Below are 20,940 nucleotides of genomic sequence, written 5' to 3' on the forward strand. Positions count from 1 at the left end.
CACGCCACCATGCCTGATCCGCGTTTCTTCGAAGACCTCGGCCCGGTCACCCTGGAGGAGCTCGCCGCCCTCACCGGCGCCGAACTCGCCACCCGCGAGGCGGCGGACCGGCCGGTGAGGGCGGTCGCCATTCTCAGCCAGGCGACGGCTGAGACCGTGACCTTTTTGACCGATCGGAAGCATGCGGCCGGGCTGCTGGGCAGCCGGGCCGCAGCCTGTTTCGTGCAGCCCAACCAGGCCGACACCGTCCCGGCGGGCTGCGCCGTCCTGCTAACCCCATCGCCGCAGGGCGCCTACGCGATCGCGGCCCAGCGGCTGCATCGGCCGCGACTGATGGAGACCGGACCCGCCGTCTCCCCGGACGCAAGGCTGGAGGAGGGCGTTCGTCTGGCGCCCGGCGTCGTCATCGGGCCTGGAGCCCAGGTCGGCCGCGGCACGACCATCGGCGCCAACACCGTCATCGGGCCCGGCGTGACGATCGGGCGCGACTGCGCGATCTCGGCCAATGTGACCATCGGCTTTGCCCTGATCGGCGACCGGGTGAAGATCCTGGCCGGCGCGGCGATCGGCGAGGCCGGTTTCGGGGCCACGGTCGGGCCGGCGGGATTGATCGACATTCCCCAGCTGGGCCGGGTGATTCTGCAGGACGCGGTCACCATCGGCGCCAACAGCTGCGTCGATCGAGGCGCCTTCGGCGACACGGTGATCGGCGAGAACACCAAGATCGACAATCTGGTGCAGATCGCCCACAACGTGCGCGTCGGCCGCAACTGCGTGATGGCCGCCCACACAGGCATTTCCGGCAGCGTGACGATCGGAGACGGCGTCCAGTTCGGCGGCAAGGCCGGGGTGGCGGACCATGTGGCCATCGCCGACGGCGCCCGCATCGGCGCCGGCGGCGGGGTGATGCGGGATATGCCGGCGGGCGAGACCTGGGCCGGCTACCCCGCTCGTCCGATACGGCAATGGATGCGGGAAACCGCCTGGCTCGCCAAGCGGGCGAGCAGCAAGAAGGGTACGGAGGAATGAGCCGCAAGGCGCCGGTGAACGAGGCCCCGACCGAGATCGACATCACCGAGATCCTGGCTCGAATCCCGCATCGCTATCCCTTCCTGCTGGTCGATCGCGCCGAGGAATACCGGCCGCACCAGTCGATCGTCGGGATCAAGTGCGTGACCGTGAACGAGCCCTTCTTCCAGGGCCACTTCCCGGGCTACCCGGTGATGCCCGGCGTGCTGATCGTCGAGGCCCTGGCCCAGACCGGCGCGGTGCTGATGTCCAAGTCCCTGGACGTCGACGTGGCCGGCAAGACCATCCTTTTCATGTCGCTAGACAATTGCCGCTTCCGTCATCCGGTGCGACCCGGCGACGTCGTGCGGATGCCCGTCGAGGTGGTTCGGGCGCGCGGCGACGTGTTCAAATTCCGCGGCCGGGCCATGGTCGGCGAGAAGACCGCCGCCGAGGCCGAGTTCGCCGCCATGGTGGTGGAGACCTGAGTTGAGCGTCCAGATCCATCCGACCGCCATCGTCGCCAAGGGCGCCGAGCTGGCCGACGGCGTCAGCGTCGGCCCCTATTCGCTCATCGGCGAGCACGCCAAGGTCGGCGCACGCACGCAGCTGCTGGCCCATGTGGTGGTCGAGGGGCACACGACGATCGGCGAGGATTGCGTGGTCCGCAACTTCTCCAATCTCGGCGGGCCGCCGCACCATACCGCCTACAACGGCGAGCCCACCGAGCTGGTGATCGGCGACCGTAACCGGATCTGGGAACACGTCACCATGCACATCGGCACGCCGCAGGGCGGGGCGGTGACGCGGGTCGGCGACGACAGCATGTTCATGGCGACCTCCCACGTGGGGCACGACTGCACGGTCGGGGACAATGTGATCCTGGCCCATTCCGCGACCCTGGGCGGCCACGTGCACATCGGCGACTTCGTGATGGTCAGCGGTCTGGCGGCGGTCCACCAGTACTGCCGCGTCGGGCGCTACTCCTTCATCGGCGGCCTGGCGGCGGTGACCAAGGACGTCATCCCCTACGGCCTGGTGTGGGGCAACCACGCCCATCTCGAGGGCCTGAACCTGGTCGGCCTGAAGCGCCGCGACTTCGGCCGCGAGACGATCAGCGAGCTACGTTCGGCCTATCGCCTGCTGTTCGCCGAGGAAGGCACCTTCCAGGAGCGGATCGAGGACACCGCCACCACCTTCGGCCACAGCGCGCCGGTGATGGAGATCATCGACTTCATCCGCGCCGACGCCAGCCGGCCGCTCTGCCTGCCTGAACGCGAAGTCTGATGCGGAAGCTTGGCCTGATCGCCGGCGGCGGGGGCCTTCCCGTCGAGATCGCGGAGCATTGCCTGCGCGCCGGCCGGCCGCTGTTCGTGGTCCGCCTCAAGGGTTTCGCCGGCCCGGAGCTCGCCCCCTACGCGGGCGCGGAGATCGGCATCGCGGAGCTCGGCAAGTGCATCAAGGCGCTGAAACGGGCGGGCTGCGAGGCCATCTGCTTGGTCGGCAACGTGAGCCGGCCGGACTTCTCGGCCCTGATCCCCGACCTTCGCGGCCTCGCCGTGCTGCCGGCCGCCATCGCCGCAGCCCGCAAGGGCGACGACGCCCTGTTGCGGCTGATGGTCGGGGAATTCGAGAAGGAAGGCTTCGCCGTCGAAGGCGCGCATGAGGTGATGGACGACCTCGGCCTGCCGCCGGGCCCGCTCGGCCGCTGCGCGCCGGGCGAGGAGGCGCAGGCGGACCTGGTCCGCGCCCTGGAGGTCGCCCGCGCCATCGGACGCCTGGACGTCGGACAGGCGGCCGTGGTCTGCCGCGGGCTGGTGCTGGCCGTGGAGGCCCAGGAGGGCACCGACGCCATGCTGGCGCGGGTCGCGGAGCTTCCCGCCGCGCTGCGCGGCCGGCCGGGCGCCCCTTGCGGCGTACTCGCCAAGGCTCCCAAGCCGATCCAGGAGACGCGGGTGGACCTGCCGACCATCGGCCTAGCGACCGTGCAGGCGGTGGCGCGGGCCGGCCTGGCGGGGATCGCCGGCGAGGCGGGTCGGCTGCTGGTGCTGGACCGCGAGGCGGTGATCGCCATGGCCGACGAGCTCGGCGTCTTCATCGTCGGCGTGGAGTCCGGCCAGCCATGACCGCGCGCCCGCTCACCGTGATGCTGGTGGCGGCCGAGGCTTCCGGCGACGATCGCGGGGCGGGCCTGGCGCGGGCGCTGAAGGCGCGGCTTGGCGACGAGGTGCGGTTCGTCGGCGTCGGCGGCGAGCGGATGGCCGCCGAGGGCGTGAGCAGCCCCTTCGACATCTCCGAGATCTCGATCCTCGGGCTGCTGGAGGGCCTGCTGGCCTATCCGAAGATCGTCCGCCGGGCCGACGAGACCGCCGCGCTCGCCGCACGGGAGAAGCCCGACGTGGCGGTGCTGATCGATTCCTGGGGCTTCACGCTGCGGGTCGCGCAGCGCCTGCGCCGGCTCGACCCCAGCCTGCCGCTGGTGAAGTACGTGGGCCCGCAGGTCTGGGCGACCCGGCCCGGCCGGGCGAAGACCCTGGCGCGGGCGGTCGACCACCTGCTGTCGATCCACGCTTTCGATGCGCCGTGGTTCGAAGCCGAAGGATTGCCGGTGACCTTCGTGGGCAATTCGGCGCTGTCCGTCGATTTCTCGCACGCCGACCCCGCCCGCCTGCGCGCACGGATCGGGGCGCGGCCGGACGATCCGATCCTGCTGGTGCTGCCCGGCAGCCGGCCGGGCGAGATCGAGCGGGTGCTGCCGGCGTTCGAGGACGCGGTGAAGCTGCTCAAGGAGGCGCGCCCGGAACTCCACGTGGTGGTGCCCGCCGCGCCGACGGTGGCGGAGATCGTCAAGGCCCGCGTCGCCGGCTGGAGCCACCGCACCGTCGTGGTCGAAGGCGATGAGGGCAAGCTCGACGCCATGAAGGCCGCCACCGTGGCGCTGGCCTGTTCCGGCACCGTCACCACGGAGTTGGCGCTGGCCGGCACGCCGATGGTGGTGGGCTACCGCATCGGCCCGGTGACCTATGCGATCCTGAAGCGGCTGATCCGCACCCGCTACGTCACGCTGTTCAACATCGCCGCCCAGGACTTCATTGCGCCGGAGCTGATCCAGGCCGACTGCAACGGCCCCGACCTGGCGCGGGAGGTGGCGCTCAGGCTCGACGACCCGAACCTGCGCCGGCGGCAGGTGGCGGCGCAGTACGTGGCGCTCGACAAGATGGGCCGCGGCGGGCCGGATCCCTCCGAGGCCGCCGCCGACGCGGTCTTGAAGGTCATCGCCCAGGCGCGGGCATGAAAAAGGGCCCGCACCTCACGGCGCGGGCCCGTTGATCTCGACGGCGACGCGGCTCAGCTGCGCTTGTCGACCGGCACGTAGTCGCGGTGCGTCGCGCCCGTGTAGAGCTGCCGCGGACGGCCGATCTTCTGCGACGGATCCTCGATCATTTCCTTCCACTGGGCGATCCAGCCGACCGTGCGCGCGACGGCGAACAGCACGGTGAACATCTCCGGCGGGAAGCCCAGCGCCCGCAGGGTGATGCCCGAATAGAAGTCGACGTTCGGGTAGAGCTTGCGCTCGACGAAGTACGGATCGTTCAGCGCGATCTTCTCCAGCTCGATCGCCACCTTCAGCAGCGGGTCGTCGCCGTGGCCGACCTCGGCAAGCACTTCATGGCAGGTCTTCTGCATGACCTTCGCGCGGGGGTCGTAGTTCTTGTAGACCCGGTGGCCGAAGCCCATCAGCCGGTAGCGCCGGTCCTTCACGCCCTGGACGTACTCGGGGATGCGATCGACGGTGCCGATCTCCTTGAGCATGTTGAGGGCTTCCTCGTTCGCCCCGCCGTGGCTGGGGCCCCAGAGGCAGGCGATGCCCGCGGCGATGCAGGCGAACGGGTTGGCGCCCGAGGAGCCGGCGAGGCGGACGGTCGAGGTCGACGCGTTCTGCTCGTGGTCGGCGTGCAGGATGAAGATGCGGTCCATGGCCCGCGTCAGCACCGGATTGGCCTTCCAGTCCTCGGCCGGGACCGAGAAGCTCATGCGCAGGAAGTTCTCGGCGTAGGAGAGCTCGTTGCGCGGATGGATGAAGGGCTGGCCGCGGAAGTACTTGAAGGCCCGCGCCGCGATCGTCGGCATCTTGGCGATCAGCCGGTGCGACGAGATCATCCGCTGCTCGGGATCATCGATGTTGGTGCTGTCGTGATAGAAGGCCGACAGCGCGCCGACCGCGCCGGTCATGATCGCCATCGGGTGGGCGTCGCGACGGAAGCCCTGGAAGAAGCGGTCGAACTGGTCGTGCAACATCGTGTGGTAGGTGATGTTGCGGTCGAATTCGGTGAACTCGGTGGCGGTCGGCAGCTCGCCGTGCAGCAGGAGGTAGCAGACCTCCAGGAAGCTCGACTGCTCGGCCAGCTGGTCGATCGGGTAGCCGCGGTGCAGCAGGATGCCCTTATCGCCGTCGATGAAGGTGATCTTGCTCTCGCAGCTGGCCGTCGAGGTGAAGCCGGGGTCGTAGGTGAAGGTGTCGGTCTCGGCGTAGAGCTTGCGGATATCCACCACGTCCGGTCCGGCCGTCCCGTGGAGGATCGGGAGCTCGACCGTCTTGCCGCCGATGTCGATCTTCGCCGTGTCGCCCATGCCATCGCCTTTCGATTGCGAGAAGTGAAACGCCCGTTTCGAGGGGGCCTTATACGGTTTACGCAGCGTGCGAAAGCGCGTCGTCAAGCCGGCCCAGGCTTTCGTGTTTCCCAAGCGCAACAAGGCTTCCCGCAAGGTCGGGAGCGGGTGAACCTCCGGAGAGAACGCCGCGCAGCGCGGGGCCGATCTTGCCCAGGCCGACGCCCTCGGATTCCGCGAACGCGCGAAGCGTGGCCTCGAGCTCCGGAGCGGTCCAGGCCGGGGTTGCGGCCAGAGTCTCGCGCAGGCGTGCGAAGCGCGCGCGGGTCTCCTCGGTGAGCAGGCCCAGGATCTTCTCCGGCAGCTCCAGCGGCCGCTGCTTGAGCACGAACAGGGTGTTGTCGGCGAGCTCGAGCGTGGTCTTGGCGCCGTCGCGGACCAGCGGAATGGTCCGCGCCAGGATCTCCAGGTCGGCGTCGCGCAGCGGCCAGTCGCGGCTCTTGTGGATCTGCGCCGTCAGCGTCACCAGCCGGGCGACGTCGGCCTGGCGGATGTAGTGGTTGTTGAGGTGGTTGAGCTTGGCCCAGTCGAGCCGGGCCGGCGCGCCGACCACATCGCGGATGTCGAACCAGGCGATGGCCTGCTCGTCGGAGAAGATCTCGTCGTCGCCGTGGCCCCAGCCCAGCTTGGCGAGGTAGTTGCGCATGGCTTCCGGCAGGTAGCCCATGTCGTCGAATTCGCTCACCGCCTGGGCGCCGTGGCGCTTGGAGAGCTTGGTCCCGTCTGGCCCGTGGATCAGCGGCAGGTGGGCCCAGACCGGGACCTCCCAGCCGAGCGCCTGGTAGATCAGGGTCTGGCGGGCGGCGTTGTTCAGGTGGTCGTCGCCGCGGATCACGTGGGTGACGCCCATGTCGTGGTCGTCGACCACCACGGCGAGGTTGTAGGTGGGGTTGCCGTCGGAGCGCAGCAGGATGAGGTCGTCGAGGTCCTTGTTCTGGAAGCGGACCTCGCCCTTCACCTGGTCGTCGATCATGGTCTCGCCCTCCTGCGGGCACTTCAGCCGCACGGCGAACGGACGATCGGGGGCGTCGTTGGGGCTGCGGTCGCGCCAGGGCGAGCGGACGACGCGACCTTCGGCGCGGGCGAGCGCGCGCTCGGCCTCGAGCTCCTCGGAGCTCATGTAGTCACGATAGGCCTTGCCCCGGGCCAGCAGTTCGTCGACCGCGGCGCGGTGGAGATCGGCGCGGGCGAACTGGAACACCGCCGGCTCGTCGGCCTCAAGGCCGAGCCAGCTCAGACCATCGAAGATCACCTGCACGGCGGCCTCGGTGGAGCGCTCCCGATCGGTGTCCTCGACGCGCAGCAGGAACTTGCCGCCGGTGTGCCGGGCGTAAAGCCAGTTGAAAAGCGCCGTCCGGGCCGTGCCTATGTGCATGGAGCCGGTGGGCGAGGGGGCGATCCGGGTGACGACGGGGCGGTCGGGCATCGATGCTGCGGGTTTGGGTGAGCCGGCGCCGGACGGCGCCTGGGCGCGGCGTCTTAGCACGCGGATTCGGAAGCCTCCTAGCCTTGCCGCCGTGCGCGCCTGGCTGGTGGAACAGGCGGGGCTGCAGGCCGACCGCTGGACCCTGTGGACCCCGGTGGCCTTCGGGATCGGCTCGGCGTTCTACTTCGCCCTGCTGCGCGAGCCGCAGGTCTGGGTGGCGTGGGGATGCGGCGTGGCGGCCGTCGCCCTGCTGACGGGCGCTGCCTGGAGCCACCGCCGGGCCCTGACCCTTGGACTGGTGCTGGCCGCCTGCCTGATCGCCGGCTTCGCCATGGGCAAGATCCGCACCGAGCGGGTGAAGGCTCCGGTGGCCCCGGCGGGCGCGGCCCCACAGCGGCTGGAGGGCTGGGTGGTCGACGTGGCGGCGCCCGGGCAGGGCGGCCAGCGGCTGCTGATCGCGCCGGCGCGGATCGGCGACTGGCCGGCTGAGGCGACGCCGATCCGGGTGCGGGTCACCCTGCGCCCCGGTGCGCCGGTGCCTGCGCCCGGCGAGCCGGTGCGCCTGCTGGCGGTGATCAACGCCCCGCCGCCGCCCGCCAGCCCCGGCGCCTACGACTTCGCCCGCGACGCCTTCTTTGAGAGCGTCGGCGGCGTGGGGTTCGCCCTGGGGCCGCCGACCACCTGGGACACCGTGCAGCGGCCGCCCTGGCGCCTGCGGCTGACCCTGCGCGTGAACGCCGTCCGCTGGGAGATGGCGCGGCGCATCGTCGACGTCCTGGGCCCGGAAAGCGGCGGCCTGGCCGCGGCGATGACGACGGGCGAGGAGGCCTTCATCCCCAAGCAGCAGGTGGATGACCTCCGCGCCGCCGGCCTTTCGCACATCATCTCGATCTCCGGCCTGCACATGGCGATCGTCGGCGGCTTCGCCTTCGCGGCGGCAAGGCTGGCGGTGGCGGCCTGGCCGTGGCTGGCGTTGCGGGTTCACGGCAAGAAGCTGGCGGCCCTGTTCGGCCTGCTTGCGGTCGGCGGTTATCTCGTGCTGTCCGGTTCGCCGCCGCCGGCCGAGCGCGCCGCGATCACTGCGGCGGTGGCGTTCGGGGCCATTCTCGTCGACCGCCAGGCCATCAGCCTGCACGCGCTGGCGCTGGCCGCCATGGCGGTGCTGCTGCTGCAGCCCGAGGCGGTGACAGAGCCCGGCTTCCAGATGTCCTTCGCCGCCACCGCCGCGCTGGTGGCCCTGGCCGAGGTCTGGCCGCGGCCGGTGAAGGAGATCAACACGCCCTGGCCGATCCGGCTCGCGCAGGGCGTCGGGACCTGGACGGCGGCGGGCGCGGCGGTCAGCTTCGTCGCGGGCCTCGCCACCGGGCCCTTCGCCATGCAGCACTTCAACCGGGTGTCGACCTGGGGGCTGGTGTCCAACCTGCTGGTCGAGCCGATCTCGTCATTCCTGATGATGCCGGCGCTGGCGATCGGCGCGGCCCTGACACCGCTCGGCCTCGGGGAGGGACCGTTGAAGGTGGCCGGCTTCGCCATCGAGCTCATGAATCGGATCGCCTCCGCCGCCGCCAACGCGCCCTACGCCCAGCTGGTGGTGGCGAGCGGGCCGGCCTGGACCCTGCCAACCGCCTTCCTGGGCCTCCTGTGGCTCTGCCTCTGGAAGGGGCGGTTGCGCTGGCTGGGACTGCCGTTCGCCCTGGCGGTGACCCTGGCGCCGAAGCCCACGCCGCCGGAGGCCTGGGTCAGCGCCGACGGGGCGGCGGTGGCGGTGCGCTCGGGCCACGACGCGGTGCTGCTGCGGCCGGATGTGAAACTGTTCGGCGCGGAGCTCTGGGCGCGGCGGCGCGGGCTGACGCCACTGGAGACGGAAGCGCAACGCGACGCCGTCTTCGAGTGCGATCACTGGAGCTGCGCCCATGGTCCGGCGGCGCCGGTGAAACTGGGCGCGGCGTGGAATGTGAAGCGGCCGCTGAAGCCGGGGCGGCTGGAGGCCCTGTGCGCGGGCGCCGAGGTGGTCGTGCTGCGCAACGACTTCAGGCCGGAGGTCTGTCCGGCGGCGCTGGTGCTGACCGGGTCGGACTTCGCCCGCGGCGGCTCGGCGGAGATCTATCGGACGGGCGGCGGCGGCTGGCGGGTGGTGTGGGCGCAGGATCTGCGCGGCCGGCGGCCCTGGACCTGGGGCGTCGACACCCGTTGAGCGAAGAAGAGCCCCGACCGCTACGGCCGGGGCTCCGAAGCGATCCTACTTCTTGGCAGCGTCCTTGGCGGCGTCGCCGGCGTCCTTGGCCGCATCGCCGGCCTTGGCGGCGTGGTCGGCGGCGGTCTTGGCCGCATCGCCGGCCGCCTGAGCCGCATCGCCCGGCGTCGGCGCCGTGGCGCTGCTGGCCTCAGAGGCCGCGGTCTGCGCAGCGGCCGCTTCGGTGCTGGCCTTGTTGGCTTCTTCCGTGGCCTTCTGGGCATCGGGCTTACCGCAGGCGGCGGCCGTCAGCGACAGGGCGGCGATAGCCGCGAGGGTCAGAATTCGCATGTGGTTCTCCTAGCCGAATGCCCGCCGACGATCGGCCGGGCGCGGGACACCCCGCGCGTCGTCAAAGCGAACGCGCGAACCCCACGCGCCAGAACGCGACGCCACGGCTGAGGTTGCAGCCGGGCTCACAAATTAGTGATAGCGGCGGATCAGTCCCACCAGCCGGCCCTGCACCGCCACCTGGTCGGGCCCGAAGATGCGGGTCTCGTAGGCCGGGTTGGCGGCCTCCAGGGCGATCGAGGCGCCCTTGCGACGCAGGCGCTTGAGGGTGGCTTCCTCGCCCATGACCAGGGCCACCACGATGTCGCCCGAGTTGGCGGCGTCGGTCCGCCGGATCACCACGTAGTCGCCGTCGAGGATGCCGGCGTTGATCATCGAATCGCCCTGCACCTCGAGCACGAAGTGCTCGCCGGCGCCCAGCATGGTCTCCGGCACCGAGAGCCGGTCGCGCTCCTGCTGGATCGCCTCGATCGGCGTGCCGGCGGCGATGCGGCCGAGCACCGGCAGCTCGCGGGTGTCGTTGGCGGCCTGGGGCGCGGCGCCGCCGGCCTCGACCAGTTGCGGCTTGAAGGGCGCGCGGCCCTTCGGCGGCGAGGACGTGGTCGCCTGCTGCGGCAGCTTCACCACCTCCAGCGCCCGGGCCCGGTGGGGCAGGCGGCGCAGGAAGCCGCGCTCCTCGAGGGCGGTGATCAGCCGGTGGATGCCGGACTTCGACGCCAGGTCCAGCGCCTCCTTCATCTCGTCGAAGGACGGCGAGACGCCGGTTTCCTTGATCCGCTCATGGATGAACATGAGCAACTCGTGCTGCTTACGGGTGAGCATGGATCAGACCTTCAGCCAGATCGCCTTGAGAACAAAGCGCAAACGTTGTGGATGTTCTCTAGGTGTTCCGGGTTAATGTCAAGTTACCCACGATACCCTGAAAACGCTGGGGAAATCGGGAGCGGGCGAGCGTCGGGTGCGACTCACGCCGCGAGCAACGCCTGGGTGGCGGCGGTGACATCCGGCTGCCGCATCAGGCTTTCGCCGACCAGCATGGCCGTCGCGCCCGAGCGTTCCAGGCGAGCGGCGTCCTGCGGCGTGAAGATGCCGCTTTCGGTGACCAGCAGGGCGCCGGCCGGGGCTTGGGCCGCCAGCCGTTCTGTCACCGCGAGGTCGGTGACGAAGCTGCGCAGGTCACGGTTGTTGACCCCGACGAGGTCGGCCCCGAGCGCGCCCGCCCGGGCCATCTCCGCCTCGTCGTGCACCTCGACCAGAGCGTCCATCCCCAGGCGCCGCGCTTCCGCCATCAGCTCGGCGGCCAGGACGTCGTCGATCATGGCCAGGATCACCAGGATGGCGTCGGCGCCCAGGGCGCGGGACTCGGTTACCTGCCAGGGATCGACCAGGAATTCCTTGCGCAGGCAGGGCAGGGCGACGGCCCCGCGGGCGGCGGCGAGGTAGCTGTCGGCGCCCTGGAAGCTCGGGCCGTCGGTGAGTACGGACAGGCAGGCCGCGCCGCCAGCCTCATAGGCCTGCGCCAGGCTCGGCGGGTCGAAGTCCTCGCGGATCAGGCCGCGGGACGGCGAGGCCTTCTTGATCTCCGCGATGAGGGCGAGCCGGCCCGGAGCATGGGCGCGAACCAGGGCGGCGCGGAAGCCGCGCGGCGGGCTGGCGAGACGGATCTCCGCGTCGAGGTCGACCAGGCCGCGCGAGGCTTTGCGCTGGACGACCTCCTCGCGCTTGTAGGCGGCGATCTTGGCCAGGATGTCGGTCATGCGGGCTCGACTGCGTTGGTGACGGCGACCAGGCGCGCCAGGGCCTGGGCCGCGCGGCCGTCGTCGATCACCTGGCCGGCGAGGTCCGCGCCCTCGCGCAGGGTCTCGACCCGGTCCGAGACCAGGAAGGCGGCGGCGGCGTTCAGCAGCACGATGTCGCGATAGGGGCCCTTGGCGCCGGACAGCAGGTCGCGCAGCGCGCGCGCGTTCTCCGCCGGGCTGCCGCCGGTGAGGTCGGCCTGCGCCGCGCGCGGCAGGCCGACGGCCTCGGGCGTGATGCGGAACAGCCGCACCTGGCCGTCGCGCCATTCGGCGACCTGGGTCTCGCCCGTGGTGGTGATCTCGTCCATGCCCTGGCCGTGCACGGTCCAGGCGCGCTCGGCCCCCAGCGCGCCCAGCACGCGGGCCAGCGGCTCCACCCAGCGGCTGTCGTAGACGCCGAGCAGCTGGCGACGCGCGCCGGCCGGATTGGTCAGCGGACCCAGCAGGTTGAAGATGGTCCTAAAGCCCAGCTCCGCGCGGATCGGCGAGACGTGGCGCATGGCGCCGTGATGGGCCGGCGCGAACAGGAAGCAGATGCCGGCCTCGTCCAGGGCCCGGAGCTGCTGTCGAGTGTCGGCGGCGATGTTGACGCCCAGTTCCGACAACACGTCCGCCGTCCCGGATTTCGACGACAGGGCGCGGTTGCCGTGCTTGGCGACCTTCAGCCCGCCGCCGGCGGCGACGAAGCCCACGGCGGTGGAGACGTTCAGGGTGTGCAGGCCGTCGCCGCCGGTGCCGCAGACGTCGATGGTCTCGAACGGATGGTCCAGCGTCACCGCGGCGCGGCGCATGGCCCGCGCGCAGGCGGTGATCTCGCCGACCGTCTCGCCGCGCATGCGCATGGCGGTCACCGCCGCGGCCACCTGGGCGGCGGTCGGCTCGCCGCGCAGGCAGGCGGCGAAGAACTCGCCGGCGTCCTCCTCGGACAGGGTCGCGCCGTCGGCGAGGCGGCCCAGCAGCGGTTTGAAGGCGTCGGACATCGCGGGCCGGGTCAGACCTGCGCCAGGCGCCTCACGCCGGCCAGATCGAGGAAGTTGGCCAGCAGCTCGTGGCCGCATTCGGTGGCGATCGACTCGGGGTGGAACTGCACGCCCTGGATCGGGCGGGCCTTGTGCTGCACGCCCATGATCTCGCCGTCCTCGGTCCAGGCGGTGATCTCCAGGGCCTCGGGCAGCGCGCCCTTCTCCACCGACAGGCTGTGGTAGCGGGTGGCGGTGAAAGGGTTCTTCAGGCCGGCGAACACGCCCTTGCCGTTGTGGTGGATCGAGCTGGTCTTGCCATGCATCAGCGCCTTGGCGCGCACGACCTCGCCGCCGAAGGCCTGGCCGATGGCCTGGTGGCCGAGGCACACCCCGAAGATCGGCAGGCTGTCGGGCGCGGCGGCCAGCAGGTCCAGGCAGATGCCGGCCTCGTTCGGCGTGCAGGGCCCGGGCGACAGCAGCACGCCGTCCGCCTTCAGGCCCAGCGCCTCGTCCACCGAGATGGCGTCGTTGCGATGGACGAGCGTCTCCGCCCCCAGCTCGTTCAGGTAATGGACGAGGTTGTAGGTGAAGCTGTCGTAGTTATCGATCACTAGGATCATCGGCTCTCTCTAGACCATTTTCCGCCGAAGTGGAGACCGGTTCGGCGCAGAAAATGGTCAAGGCGCAGGATAACGTACCCATTGCGTCGCAATGGGTACGGGGGCTTTGCCGGGCGCCGCGCCAAGGGCGATGCTCCACCCATGGCGGCGAACGATTCGGCTCTCGATCTTGAAGAAATGGCCCGCGCCCGGGCGCTGCTGTCGCCTGCGCCGGCGAAGGAGCGGATGTGGCCGGTGCTGGCCGCCGCCGCCCTGGCCGCCGTCTCCGCGCTCGCCTTCGCCACCGCCATGATCATGGCCCCGCCCGTCGTCAGCGAGCATGTGGTGGCGGGCAAGACCGTCCGCTAGACGAACCGCCAGCTCTCCTCGGCCGCGCGGCGCAGGGCGCGCGCCTTGTGCAGGGTCTCGTCGTATTCGGCGTCGGGATCGCTGTCGGCCACCACGCCGCCGCCGGCTTGGACGTACATGGTGCCGTCCTTGAACAGCGCGGTGCGCAGGACGATGCAGGTGTCCACCGAGCCGTCGGCCCCGAAATAGCCGACCCCGCCGGCGTAGCCGATGCCGCGCTTCTCGATCTCCAGCTCGTCGATGATCTCCATCGCCCGCACCTTCGGCGCGCCGGACAGCGTGCCGGCGGGCAGGGCGGCCATCACCACGTCGACCGGGTCCAGGCCCTCGGGGGCATCGCCCTCGACGTTCGAGACCAGGTGCATCACGTGGCTGTAGCGCTCGACGAAGAAGCTGTCGGTGACCCGCACGCGCGGCTGGCGCGAGGCGGGCGGCGGCTCGTTGGCGCCGGCCTGCTTGAGCATGGCCACCCGGCCCACGTCGTTGCGGCCGAGGTCGAGCAGCATCAGGTGCTCGGCCCGCTCCTTGGGGTCGCCGACCAGCTCCTGCTCCAGCGCCAGGTCTTCCTCCGGCGTGGCGCCCCGCGGCCGGGTGCCGGCGATCGGGCGGATGGTGATCTTGCCGTCGCGCAGGCGGACCAGGATCTCCGGCGAGGACCCGGCCAGCTGGAAGTCGCCGAAGTTCAGGTAGAACAGGAAGGGCGACGGGTTCATCCGCCGCAGCGAGCGGTAGAGGGCGAAGGGGTCGCGGCCGAACGGCGCGCGGAAGCGGTGGCTGGGCACCACCTGGAAGATGTCGCCGGCGCGGATGTAGTCCTTCGCCTTGCCGACGATCTCCCGGTAGCGCTCGCGGCTGACCGGCGTGGTGAAGCTGTCCGGCTGCGCCTGACCGTTGCCGACCAGCGGCGGCGTCGGCCGCTTCAGGTCCGCCATCACCGCCTGCAGACGCGCCTGGGCCGCGGCGTAGGCGTCCTGGGCCGAGGCTTCGCCCGGACGCACCGGCGTCACCAGGACGATCTCCTGGGCGATGGCGTCGAAGATGGCGACGATCGAGGGCCGGGTCATCACGCCGTCCGGCAGGTCCAGCGGATCGGGATTGACGTTCGGCAGCCGCTCGGCGAGGCGGATCATGTCGTAGCCGATGGCGCCGTACACGCCGGCCGAGGGCGGCGGCAGGCCGGCCGGCATCTCGATCCGCGAGGCGGCCACCAGGTCGCGCAGGGAATCCAGCGCCCCGCCGGCCTGCGGCGTGAAGCGCCCGGCGGCGATGTCCTGGCCCTCGGCGACCTCGGCCTGGTCTCCGCGGCAGCGCCACACCAGGTCCGGATTGAGGGTGATGATCGAATACCGCGCCCGGAATGCCCCGCCCTCGACGGACTCGAACAGGAACGCGTAGGGCCGGCCGTGGCCGATCTTCAGGTAGGCGGAGACCGGCGTCTCCAGGTCGTCGATCAGACGGGTCCAGACGACCTGCGGCGCGCCGGCCCGGTAGGTGGTCTCGAACGCCGTAAAGGCCGGCTCGACGATCACTTGGCCTTCCCCGCCTTGCCGGCGGCGGCGACCGGCTCCAGGCCGATGGCGGTGCGGGCGAGGTCGTAGTTGATCTTCACCTTCACCTTGGCGCGGGCCGCGGCGCGGGCGCTCTCGCCCATCTCGCGGAAGATGGTGGCGGTCATCTGCGGACGACTCTCCTCGGCCATGCGGGCGAGCGTCGGGCCTTCGCCGGTATGGATCGCTTCCAGCTTGCCGACCACGTAGCTGAAGGTCGCGCCCTGGGCGGTGAAGACGTCGCCGGCCTTGGCGGTGAAGACCTTGCCGAGGATGTCCTGCGACACCGCCTGGTTCTGGCGGGCGCTCTGCCGGTCGAGCGCCGTGGCGCGGACCACCTTGGCGCCGGCCGAGGCGGCCACGGCGTCCAGGCTTTCGCCCTTGCGGACCCGGGCGGCCAGCTCGTCGGCGCGGGCCTCCATGCGCTTGGCCACTTCGCGCATCATCCAGACGCGGATGAGCTGCGGCTTGACCTCGGCCAGGGCCGGCATCGACGGCGGGGCGACCTTTTCGACCCGAACCGCGAAGAACTCGCCGGCGCCGGCGTCGATGACGTCGCTTTCGCCGCCCGCGGGCAGGCTGAAGGCGGTGTCCATCAGCTTCTGCGACAGGCCGGGCACGGGCTGGCCCTGCGAGTCGCGGCCGTCCTTGGAGAGCGGGCCGATGGTGACGGCGGGCACGCCGGCCTTGCGGGCCGATTCGGCGAGGTTGGCGCCGCCCTGGTGGGCGTCGTCATAGGCCTGGGTCAGGGCGTAGATCTTCTCGGCCGCGGCGTCCTTGCGCAGCTCCGCCTCGAGGGCCGGACGGGCTTCCTCCAAGGTCACGGTGCGGCCGGGCGTGGCGGAGACCACCTTCACGACCGCAACGCCGAGGTCACCTTGCACCGGGGTGATCTGCCCGGGCTGCATCTTGAAGGCGGCGGCGGCGACCTTGCGGTCGGCGATCGCGGTCTGGGGCTTGTTGTCGTAGGTGATGGCGTCGACGCCCAGCGCCTTGGCGACGGCGGCCGGGGTCTCGCCGCGGGCCAGCCGCGCGCCGATCTGCTGGGCGGTGGCGGCGTCCTTGGCCGGGATCTGCACCACAGTGCGGGTCTCCGGCGTCGACAGGGTGTCCTTGCGGAAGTCGTAGCGCTTCTTCAGCTCCGCCTCGTCGATGGGCAGCGAGGCCGCCACCAGCTGCGGGCTGAACCGCACGACGGTGAGCACGCGGAGCTCCGGCCGGGTGAGGCGGGCGGCGTTCTCCTTCATGAAGGCGGTGAGCTGGGCGTCGGTGGGCAGCGCCGGCTGCGGCACGCCGGCCGGTCCGACGTCGAAGTAGGCGATGTCCCGGTTCTCGAGCGCAAAGATGCCGGCGAGCGCGGAATAGGCGCGCGGGATACGCAGGCCGTTGGCCATGCCGGCCTCCAGCTGCTGCTCGGCCAGCTGGTCGCGCATGACGCTTTCGAACTTGTCCGGGGTCAGGCCGTTCTCGCCCAGCCGCTGCTGGTACTGGGTCTTGTCGAAGCGGCCGGAGACCTGGTCGAAGAAGGCGGGGATCTTGGCGATCTCGCCGGCGATCAGCTTGTCCGAGGGACGGATGCCGAACCTGTGCAGCAGCTCGGCGAAGGCTTCGCGGGTGGCGAGGCCGTCCAGCACCCTGCGGTCCAGCCCGTTGGCGGCGGCCACCTCGTTGGTGATCGGCTGGCCCATCTCCTGCTCGGCCCGGCTCTTGAAACCGTCGAACTCACGCTTGAAGTCGGTCGAGGTGATGGTCCGCGAGCCGGCGGTGATCACCGCGTCCGGACCGCTGTTGCGGAACACGTCCCGGATGCCGAAGACGGCGAAGCTGACGATCAGCAGGCCGATCAGGACGGCGGCGACCCAGGATTTCGCGAAGGCGCGGATGGCGGAGAGCATAGATTCCCTTTCCGGGGGCGCAGGCGTGCGCGCCGGTATAGTGGAGGCCGCTTCCTCCCCGCAAGCGCGTGACAGAGCGCGCGCCTTGGCTTAACCGCCGCCGACACCTGACAATGGGAGGCCGAATGACCGCTCCGACCCCACTGATCGCCGGAAACTGGAAGATGAACGGGCTGGCGGCCTCGCTGGCCGAGGCCAGGGCGATCGCCGAGGGCGTCGGCGACGGGCCGGCCCGCGTGGCCCTCTGCCCGCCCGCGATCCTCATCCACCGGATGACCGAGGTCGTGGCCGGATCGAAGGTGCTGGTGGGCGGGCAGGACGCGCATTCCGAGGATAGCGGCGCCTTCACCGGCGACACCTCCGCCGAGATGCTGGCCGACGCCGGGGCCAAGCTGGTCATCCTCGGCCACTCGGAACGGCGCGAAGGCTACCGGGAAACCGACGGCCTGGTGGCCCGCAAGGTGCGCGCGGCGCTGCGCGCGGGCCTGGAGCCCATCGTCTGCGTCGGCGAAACCCTGGTCCAGCGGAAGGCCGGCGACGCGCTGGCCGTGGTGACCGGGCAGGTGAGGGGATCGCTGCCGGCCGAGCTGGCCGGCCGCGACTTCTCCGTCGCCTATGAGCCGGTCTGGGCGATCGGCACCGGCCTGACGCCGACGACGGCGGAGATCGAGGAGGTCCACCGGGCCATCCGGGCGACCCTGGTCGAGACGTTCGGCGCGCCGGCGCGGCGCGTGCCGATTCTCTATGGGGGGTCGGTGAAGCCCGGCAACGCCGCGGAGATCCTGCACGCCGATGAGGTGGGCGGCGCCCTGGTCGGCGGAGCCTCCCTGAAGGCCGCCGACTTCCTGGGCATCGTCAGGGCGCTGTAGGCGGGCCCTTGAGCTCGACGGTGTTGCCCTCGGGGTCGCGGATATAGAGGGAGAACCCTTCGCCGTCGGCGCCGTAGCGGACGCCTTCCTCGACGATCGCCACCCGGTGGGCCGCGAGATGGGCGCGAATCGCCGCCTCGTCGAACGGGCGCACCTGCAGGCAGAAGTGATCGAGGTTGCGGCCCTCGAGGCCGGGCGCGGCGCCGCCGGCCTTGCCGAGCGGTCCGTCCAGGGTGACCAGATCGATCAGGTCGACGCCGGCGCGGATGTGGGTGAGGCCGATCTCCGGCCGGTCGCGGTCCACCGTGCAGCCCAGGACGTCACAATAGAAGCCGACCATCGCCGGCTTGTCACGGATGCGCAGGACAATGTGGTCGAAGCCGCGCAGCGAGATGGGATGGGTCATGTCGCGATCCTTCTCGGCGCGAGTTAATCACAGCCCGGCTAGAGCAACACCCCGAACAGGCGGCAGTCGCGCCGCTCGCCGTCGCGCAGCACATAGCCGCGGATCAGGCCTTCCTCCTCGAACCCCAGCTTCGCCAGAAGGTGTTCGGAGCGGCGGTTACCGAGGTGCGTGCGGGCGTTGAGCTTGCGCAGGCCGCTGCCCGCCGCATAGGCGATCACCGACCGCATGGCCTCCAGCGCGTAGCCGCGTCCCCAGGCGTCGCGCCCGAGCATGAAGCCGACTTCGGCGCGCTTGTGCCGGCGGTCGATCTGGGAGAGGTCGCAGCAGCCGAGGAAGGCGCCGTCCGCCAGGCCGCGCATGGCCCAATGGACGGCGAGGCCCGCCTCCATGTCGGCGACCTCGCCGGTCACGATCTCGGCCACCAGGTCCGGGTCGTCGATCTCCGGCGAGTCCCAGTAGGCCATCACCTCCGGGTCATCCATCAGCGGAAAGACATGCTCCACGTCGGCCGCGGTCAGCGGCTCGAGGCGCAGGCGTTCGGTCTCCAGGATCGGGAGGCGTCGGGTTTCGAGAATCATGGGTTGCCACTTGGTCGCGACCACCTAGGTATGGCCTTGCCGCACGCGCAGTGATAGAGCGCGCGCTTCATTTCGGCGCGGTGTGTCCGCCCGAACGCACCGGACCTTTGGCTCGCATGCTGCTCAACCTTCTGCTCGTCGTCGAGATCATCGTCAGCCTGGCCCTGGTGGGCGTGGTGCTGCTGCAGCGTTCCGAAGGCGGCGCGCTCGGCATGGGCGGCGGGCCATCGGGCTTCATGACGGCGCGCGGCGCAGGCGACCTGCTGACGCGGATCACCTGGATCCTCGGCGGGACCTTCTTCGTGCTGGCGCTGCTCCTGACCATCATCGCCGGCCACCAGCGCGGCGCTTCCTCGGTCGTCGACCGGCTGAAGATCGATTCCATCGACCCCAACGCGCTCAACCAGCGTCCGGCCCCGCCGCCGGCCGGCACGGCCCAGCCCGGCGCCCCGCAGGGCGCGCCCGCACCGCTGCAGGCCCCGACGCCGACCGTGCGCAACCCGTTCCTGGGGGAGGGCTCCGATCAGTCCGCCCCGGTCGCGCCGCCCGCCAAATAAGCCGTGGATCGATTGATAAGTCGCAGGCTCGCGGCGCCCGAATCACGGCTAATCTGAACGCCCATGGCCCGGTACATCTTCATCACCGGCGGCGTGGTCTCCTCCCTGGGAAAAGGTCTCGCGTCCGCCGCTCTCGGCGCGCTTTTGCAGGCGCGAGGCTACAAGGTCCGCCTTCGTAAGCTCGACCCCTACCTCAACGTCGATCCGGGGACGATGAGCCCCTATCAGCACGGCGAGGTCTTCGTGACCGACGACGGGGCCGAGACCGACCTCGACCTCGGCCACTACGAGCGGTTCACCGGCGTCAACGCCACCCGTGACGACAACATCACGACCGGCCAGATCTATAAGAAGATCATCGAGAAGGAGCGTCGCGGCGACTACCTCGGCGCGACCGTCCAGGTGATTCCGCACGTCACCGACGAGATCAAACAGTTCGTGCTGTCGGACCCGGGCGAGGGCGTCGACTTCGTGCTGGTGGAGATCGGCGGCACGGTCGGCGACATCGAGGGCCTGCCGTTCTTCGAGGCCATCCGCCAGCTCGGCCAGGAGCTGCCGCGCGGTCACGCCTGCTACATCCACCTGACGCTGCTGCCGTTCATCAAGACGGCCGGCGAGATGAAGACCAAGCCGACCCAGCACTCGGTGAAGGAGCTGCGGTCGATCGGCATCCAGCCGGACATCCTGCTGTGCCGCTGCGAGCTGGAGATCCCCGAGAGCGAGCGGCGCAAGATCGCCCAGTTCTGCAACGTGCGCCCGAGCGCCGTCATCCAGGCGATGGATTCGGCCAACATCTACGCCGTGCCGCTGGACTATCACGTGCAGGGGCTGGACTCCGAAGTGCTCGACGTCTTCGGCCTGCGCGACACCGCGCCGAAGCCGGACCTGGGCCGCTGGGAGACCATCGCCCACACCCTCAGCCACCCTGACGGCGAGGTGAACATCGCCATCGTCGGCAAGTACACGGGGCTGACCGACGCCTATAAATCCCTGGTCGAGGCGCTGATCCACGGCGGCGTGGCCAACAACGTCCGGGTCCGCTTCGACTGGATCGAGGGCGAGGCCTTCGAGAAGGACGAGGAACTGATCGGCGAGCGGCTGACCGGCGTCCACGGCGTGCTGGTGCCCGGCGCGTTCGGCGAGCGTGGCTCCGAAGGCATGATCCGCGCCGTGCAGTTCGCCCGCGAGCACGGCATCCCCTATTTCGGCATCTGCTTCGGCATGCAGATGGCGATGATCGAGGCGGCGCGGAACCTCGCCGGCATCCACCAGGCCTCGTCCACCGAGTTCGGCCCGACGTCCGAGCCCATCGTCGGCCTGATGACCGAATGGACCCGCGGCAACGAGAAAGAGCTGCGCCAGGCCGGCGACGACCTGGGCGGCACCATGCGCTGCGGCGCCTATGAGGCCGTGCTGACGCCCGGCAGCCGGGTGGCGGACATCTACGGCACGGCCGGCATCTTCGAGCGCCACCGCCACCGCTACGAGGTCAACATCAAGTACCGCGAGGCGATCGAGCGGGCAGGCCTGAAGTTCACCGGCCTGTCGCCGGACGGCGTGCTGCCCGAGCTTTGCGAGCGCGACGACCACCCCTGGTTCGTCGGGGTCCAGTTCCACCCGGAGCTGAAGAGCCGGCCGTTCGAGCCGCACCCGCTGTTCGCCAGCTTCATCGGCGCGGCGCGGAACCGGAGCCGGCTGGTCTAAGCGCGACGGCTGGCGGATGATCGCGC

Annotated in this window: 21 protein-coding genes; 10 read left to right on the forward strand and 11 right to left on the reverse strand. The window is 70.7% G+C overall.

The window, feature by feature from the left end; all coding sequences use genetic code 11:
- Nucleotides 1-9 precede the first annotated feature (9 nt).
- The 5 genes from lpxD to lpxB are packed head-to-tail and all read left to right on the forward strand — an operon-like array spanning nt 10 to nt 4,303.
- Complete coding sequence (lpxD, locus tag DJ021_RS15580; protein ID WP_111458419.1) at nt 10-1,029, forward strand: UDP-3-O-(3-hydroxymyristoyl)glucosamine N-acyltransferase; 1,020 nt, start codon at nt 10-12, stop codon at nt 1,027-1,029.
- Nucleotides 1,026-1,496, forward strand: a complete 471-nt coding sequence (gene fabZ / locus DJ021_RS15585) for a 3-hydroxyacyl-ACP dehydratase FabZ (RefSeq protein ID WP_111458420.1) — start codon at nt 1,026-1,028, stop codon at nt 1,494-1,496. The genes lpxD and fabZ overlap by 4 nt, the downstream gene beginning before the upstream one ends.
- Before the next feature lies 1 nt (nt 1,497).
- On the forward strand, nt 1,498-2,295 hold the full coding sequence (gene lpxA / locus DJ021_RS15590) for an acyl-ACP--UDP-N-acetylglucosamine O-acyltransferase (protein WP_111458421.1): 798 nt from the start codon (nt 1,498-1,500) through the stop codon (nt 2,293-2,295).
- Nucleotides 2,295-3,134 (forward strand): UDP-2,3-diacylglucosamine diphosphatase, encoded by an 840-nt coding sequence (gene lpxI, locus DJ021_RS15595; RefSeq protein ID WP_111458422.1) that lies wholly within the window; start codon nt 2,295-2,297, stop codon nt 3,132-3,134. Before lpxA ends, lpxI begins: the two co-directional genes overlap by 1 nt.
- Nucleotides 3,131-4,303 (forward strand): lipid-A-disaccharide synthase, encoded by a 1,173-nt coding sequence (lpxB, locus tag DJ021_RS15600; protein WP_111458423.1) that lies wholly within the window; start codon nt 3,131-3,133, stop codon nt 4,301-4,303. The genes lpxI and lpxB overlap by 4 nt, the downstream gene beginning before the upstream one ends.
- A gap of 53 nt (nt 4,304-4,356) precedes the next feature.
- Here lpxB and gltA read toward each other — a convergent pair whose 3' ends face one another.
- The gene (gltA, locus tag DJ021_RS15605) at nt 4,357-5,640 is read right to left on the reverse strand and encodes a citrate synthase (protein WP_111458424.1); all 1,284 of its coding nucleotides are present in this window, start codon (nt 5,638-5,640) and stop codon (nt 4,357-4,359) included.
- A gap of 58 nt (nt 5,641-5,698) precedes the next feature.
- Nucleotides 5,699-7,105 carry a glutamate--tRNA ligase gene (gltX, locus tag DJ021_RS15610; RefSeq protein WP_111459135.1) on the reverse strand — a complete coding sequence of 469 codons (1,407 nt, stop codon included), beginning with the start codon at nt 7,103-7,105 and terminating at the stop codon, nt 5,699-5,701.
- Nucleotides 7,106-7,196: 91 nt separating this feature from the next.
- Here gltX and DJ021_RS15615 point away from each other — a divergent pair, with 91 nt between their 5' ends.
- Nucleotides 7,197-9,299 (forward strand): ComEC/Rec2 family competence protein, encoded by a 2,103-nt coding sequence (locus DJ021_RS15615; RefSeq protein WP_243626053.1) that lies wholly within the window; start codon nt 7,197-7,199, stop codon nt 9,297-9,299.
- Between the two features lie 45 nt (nt 9,300-9,344).
- Here DJ021_RS15615 and DJ021_RS15620 read toward each other — a convergent pair whose 3' ends face one another.
- From DJ021_RS15620 to DJ021_RS15640, 5 genes are all read right to left on the reverse strand, one after another.
- On the reverse strand, nt 9,345-9,629 hold the full coding sequence (locus DJ021_RS15620; protein ID WP_111458426.1) for a hypothetical protein: 285 nt from the start codon (nt 9,627-9,629) through the stop codon (nt 9,345-9,347).
- A gap of 132 nt (nt 9,630-9,761) precedes the next feature.
- Nucleotides 9,762-10,451: a transcriptional repressor LexA gene (gene lexA / locus DJ021_RS15625; protein ID WP_111458427.1), complete on the reverse strand. Its 690-nt coding sequence runs from the start codon at nt 10,449-10,451 to the stop codon at nt 9,762-9,764.
- 143 nt (nt 10,452-10,594) lie between these two features.
- On the reverse strand, nt 10,595-11,386 hold the full coding sequence (gene trpC / locus DJ021_RS15630) for an indole-3-glycerol phosphate synthase TrpC (protein WP_111458428.1): 792 nt from the start codon (nt 11,384-11,386) through the stop codon (nt 10,595-10,597).
- Nucleotides 11,383-12,408 carry an anthranilate phosphoribosyltransferase gene (gene trpD / locus DJ021_RS15635; protein WP_111458429.1) on the reverse strand — a complete coding sequence of 342 codons (1,026 nt, stop codon included), beginning with the start codon at nt 12,406-12,408 and terminating at the stop codon, nt 11,383-11,385. The genes trpC and trpD overlap by 4 nt, the downstream gene beginning before the upstream one ends.
- Nucleotides 12,409-12,419: 11 nt before the next feature.
- Nucleotides 12,420-13,010: an anthranilate synthase component II gene (locus DJ021_RS15640; protein ID WP_111458430.1), complete on the reverse strand. Its 591-nt coding sequence runs from the start codon at nt 13,008-13,010 to the stop codon at nt 12,420-12,422.
- 141 nt (nt 13,011-13,151) lie between these two features.
- On the opposite strand from DJ021_RS15640, the gene DJ021_RS18995 reads away from it, so the two are divergent.
- Nucleotides 13,152-13,358: a hypothetical protein gene (locus tag DJ021_RS18995; protein ID WP_165837239.1), complete on the forward strand. Its 207-nt coding sequence runs from the start codon at nt 13,152-13,154 to the stop codon at nt 13,356-13,358.
- On the opposite strand, the gene trpE is transcribed toward DJ021_RS18995, so the two are convergent.
- On the reverse strand, nt 13,355-14,887 hold the full coding sequence (gene trpE, locus DJ021_RS15645) for an anthranilate synthase component I (protein ID WP_111458431.1): 1,533 nt from the start codon (nt 14,885-14,887) through the stop codon (nt 13,355-13,357). The genes DJ021_RS18995 and trpE overlap by 4 nt on opposite strands.
- A complete protein-coding gene (locus tag DJ021_RS15650; RefSeq protein WP_111458432.1) occupies nt 14,884-16,800 on the reverse strand; it encodes a peptidylprolyl isomerase in 1,917 nt (638 codons plus the stop codon). Before DJ021_RS15650 ends, trpE begins: the two co-directional genes overlap by 4 nt.
- A 125-nt stretch (nt 16,801-16,925) precedes the next feature.
- Between DJ021_RS15650 and tpiA the strand changes: the two genes are divergently transcribed.
- Nucleotides 16,926-17,669 carry a triose-phosphate isomerase gene (tpiA, locus tag DJ021_RS15655; protein ID WP_111458433.1) on the forward strand — a complete coding sequence of 248 codons (744 nt, stop codon included), beginning with the start codon at nt 16,926-16,928 and terminating at the stop codon, nt 17,667-17,669.
- Here the strand turns inward: tpiA and DJ021_RS15660 are convergent.
- Entirely contained in the window at nt 17,656-18,075 is a 420-nt protein-coding gene (locus DJ021_RS15660; protein ID WP_111458434.1) for a VOC family protein, read from the reverse strand. The genes tpiA and DJ021_RS15660 overlap by 14 nt on opposite strands.
- Before the next feature lie 38 nt (nt 18,076-18,113).
- Nucleotides 18,114-18,653 carry a GNAT family N-acetyltransferase gene (locus tag DJ021_RS15665; protein WP_111458435.1) on the reverse strand — a complete coding sequence of 180 codons (540 nt, stop codon included), beginning with the start codon at nt 18,651-18,653 and terminating at the stop codon, nt 18,114-18,116.
- 116 nt (nt 18,654-18,769) lie between these two features.
- On the opposite strand from DJ021_RS15665, the gene secG reads away from it, so the two are divergent.
- Entirely contained in the window at nt 18,770-19,210 is a 441-nt protein-coding gene (gene secG / locus DJ021_RS15670; protein WP_111458436.1) for a preprotein translocase subunit SecG, read from the forward strand.
- Between the two features lie 63 nt (nt 19,211-19,273).
- The gene (locus tag DJ021_RS15675; RefSeq protein WP_111458437.1) at nt 19,274-20,914 is read left to right on the forward strand and encodes a CTP synthase; all 1,641 of its coding nucleotides are present in this window, start codon (nt 19,274-19,276) and stop codon (nt 20,912-20,914) included.
- Nucleotides 20,915-20,940 lie beyond the last annotated feature (26 nt).

The sequence above is a fragment of the Phenylobacterium hankyongense genome, assembly GCF_003254505.1.
Lineage (GTDB): Bacteria > Pseudomonadota > Alphaproteobacteria > Caulobacterales > Caulobacteraceae > Phenylobacterium > Phenylobacterium hankyongense.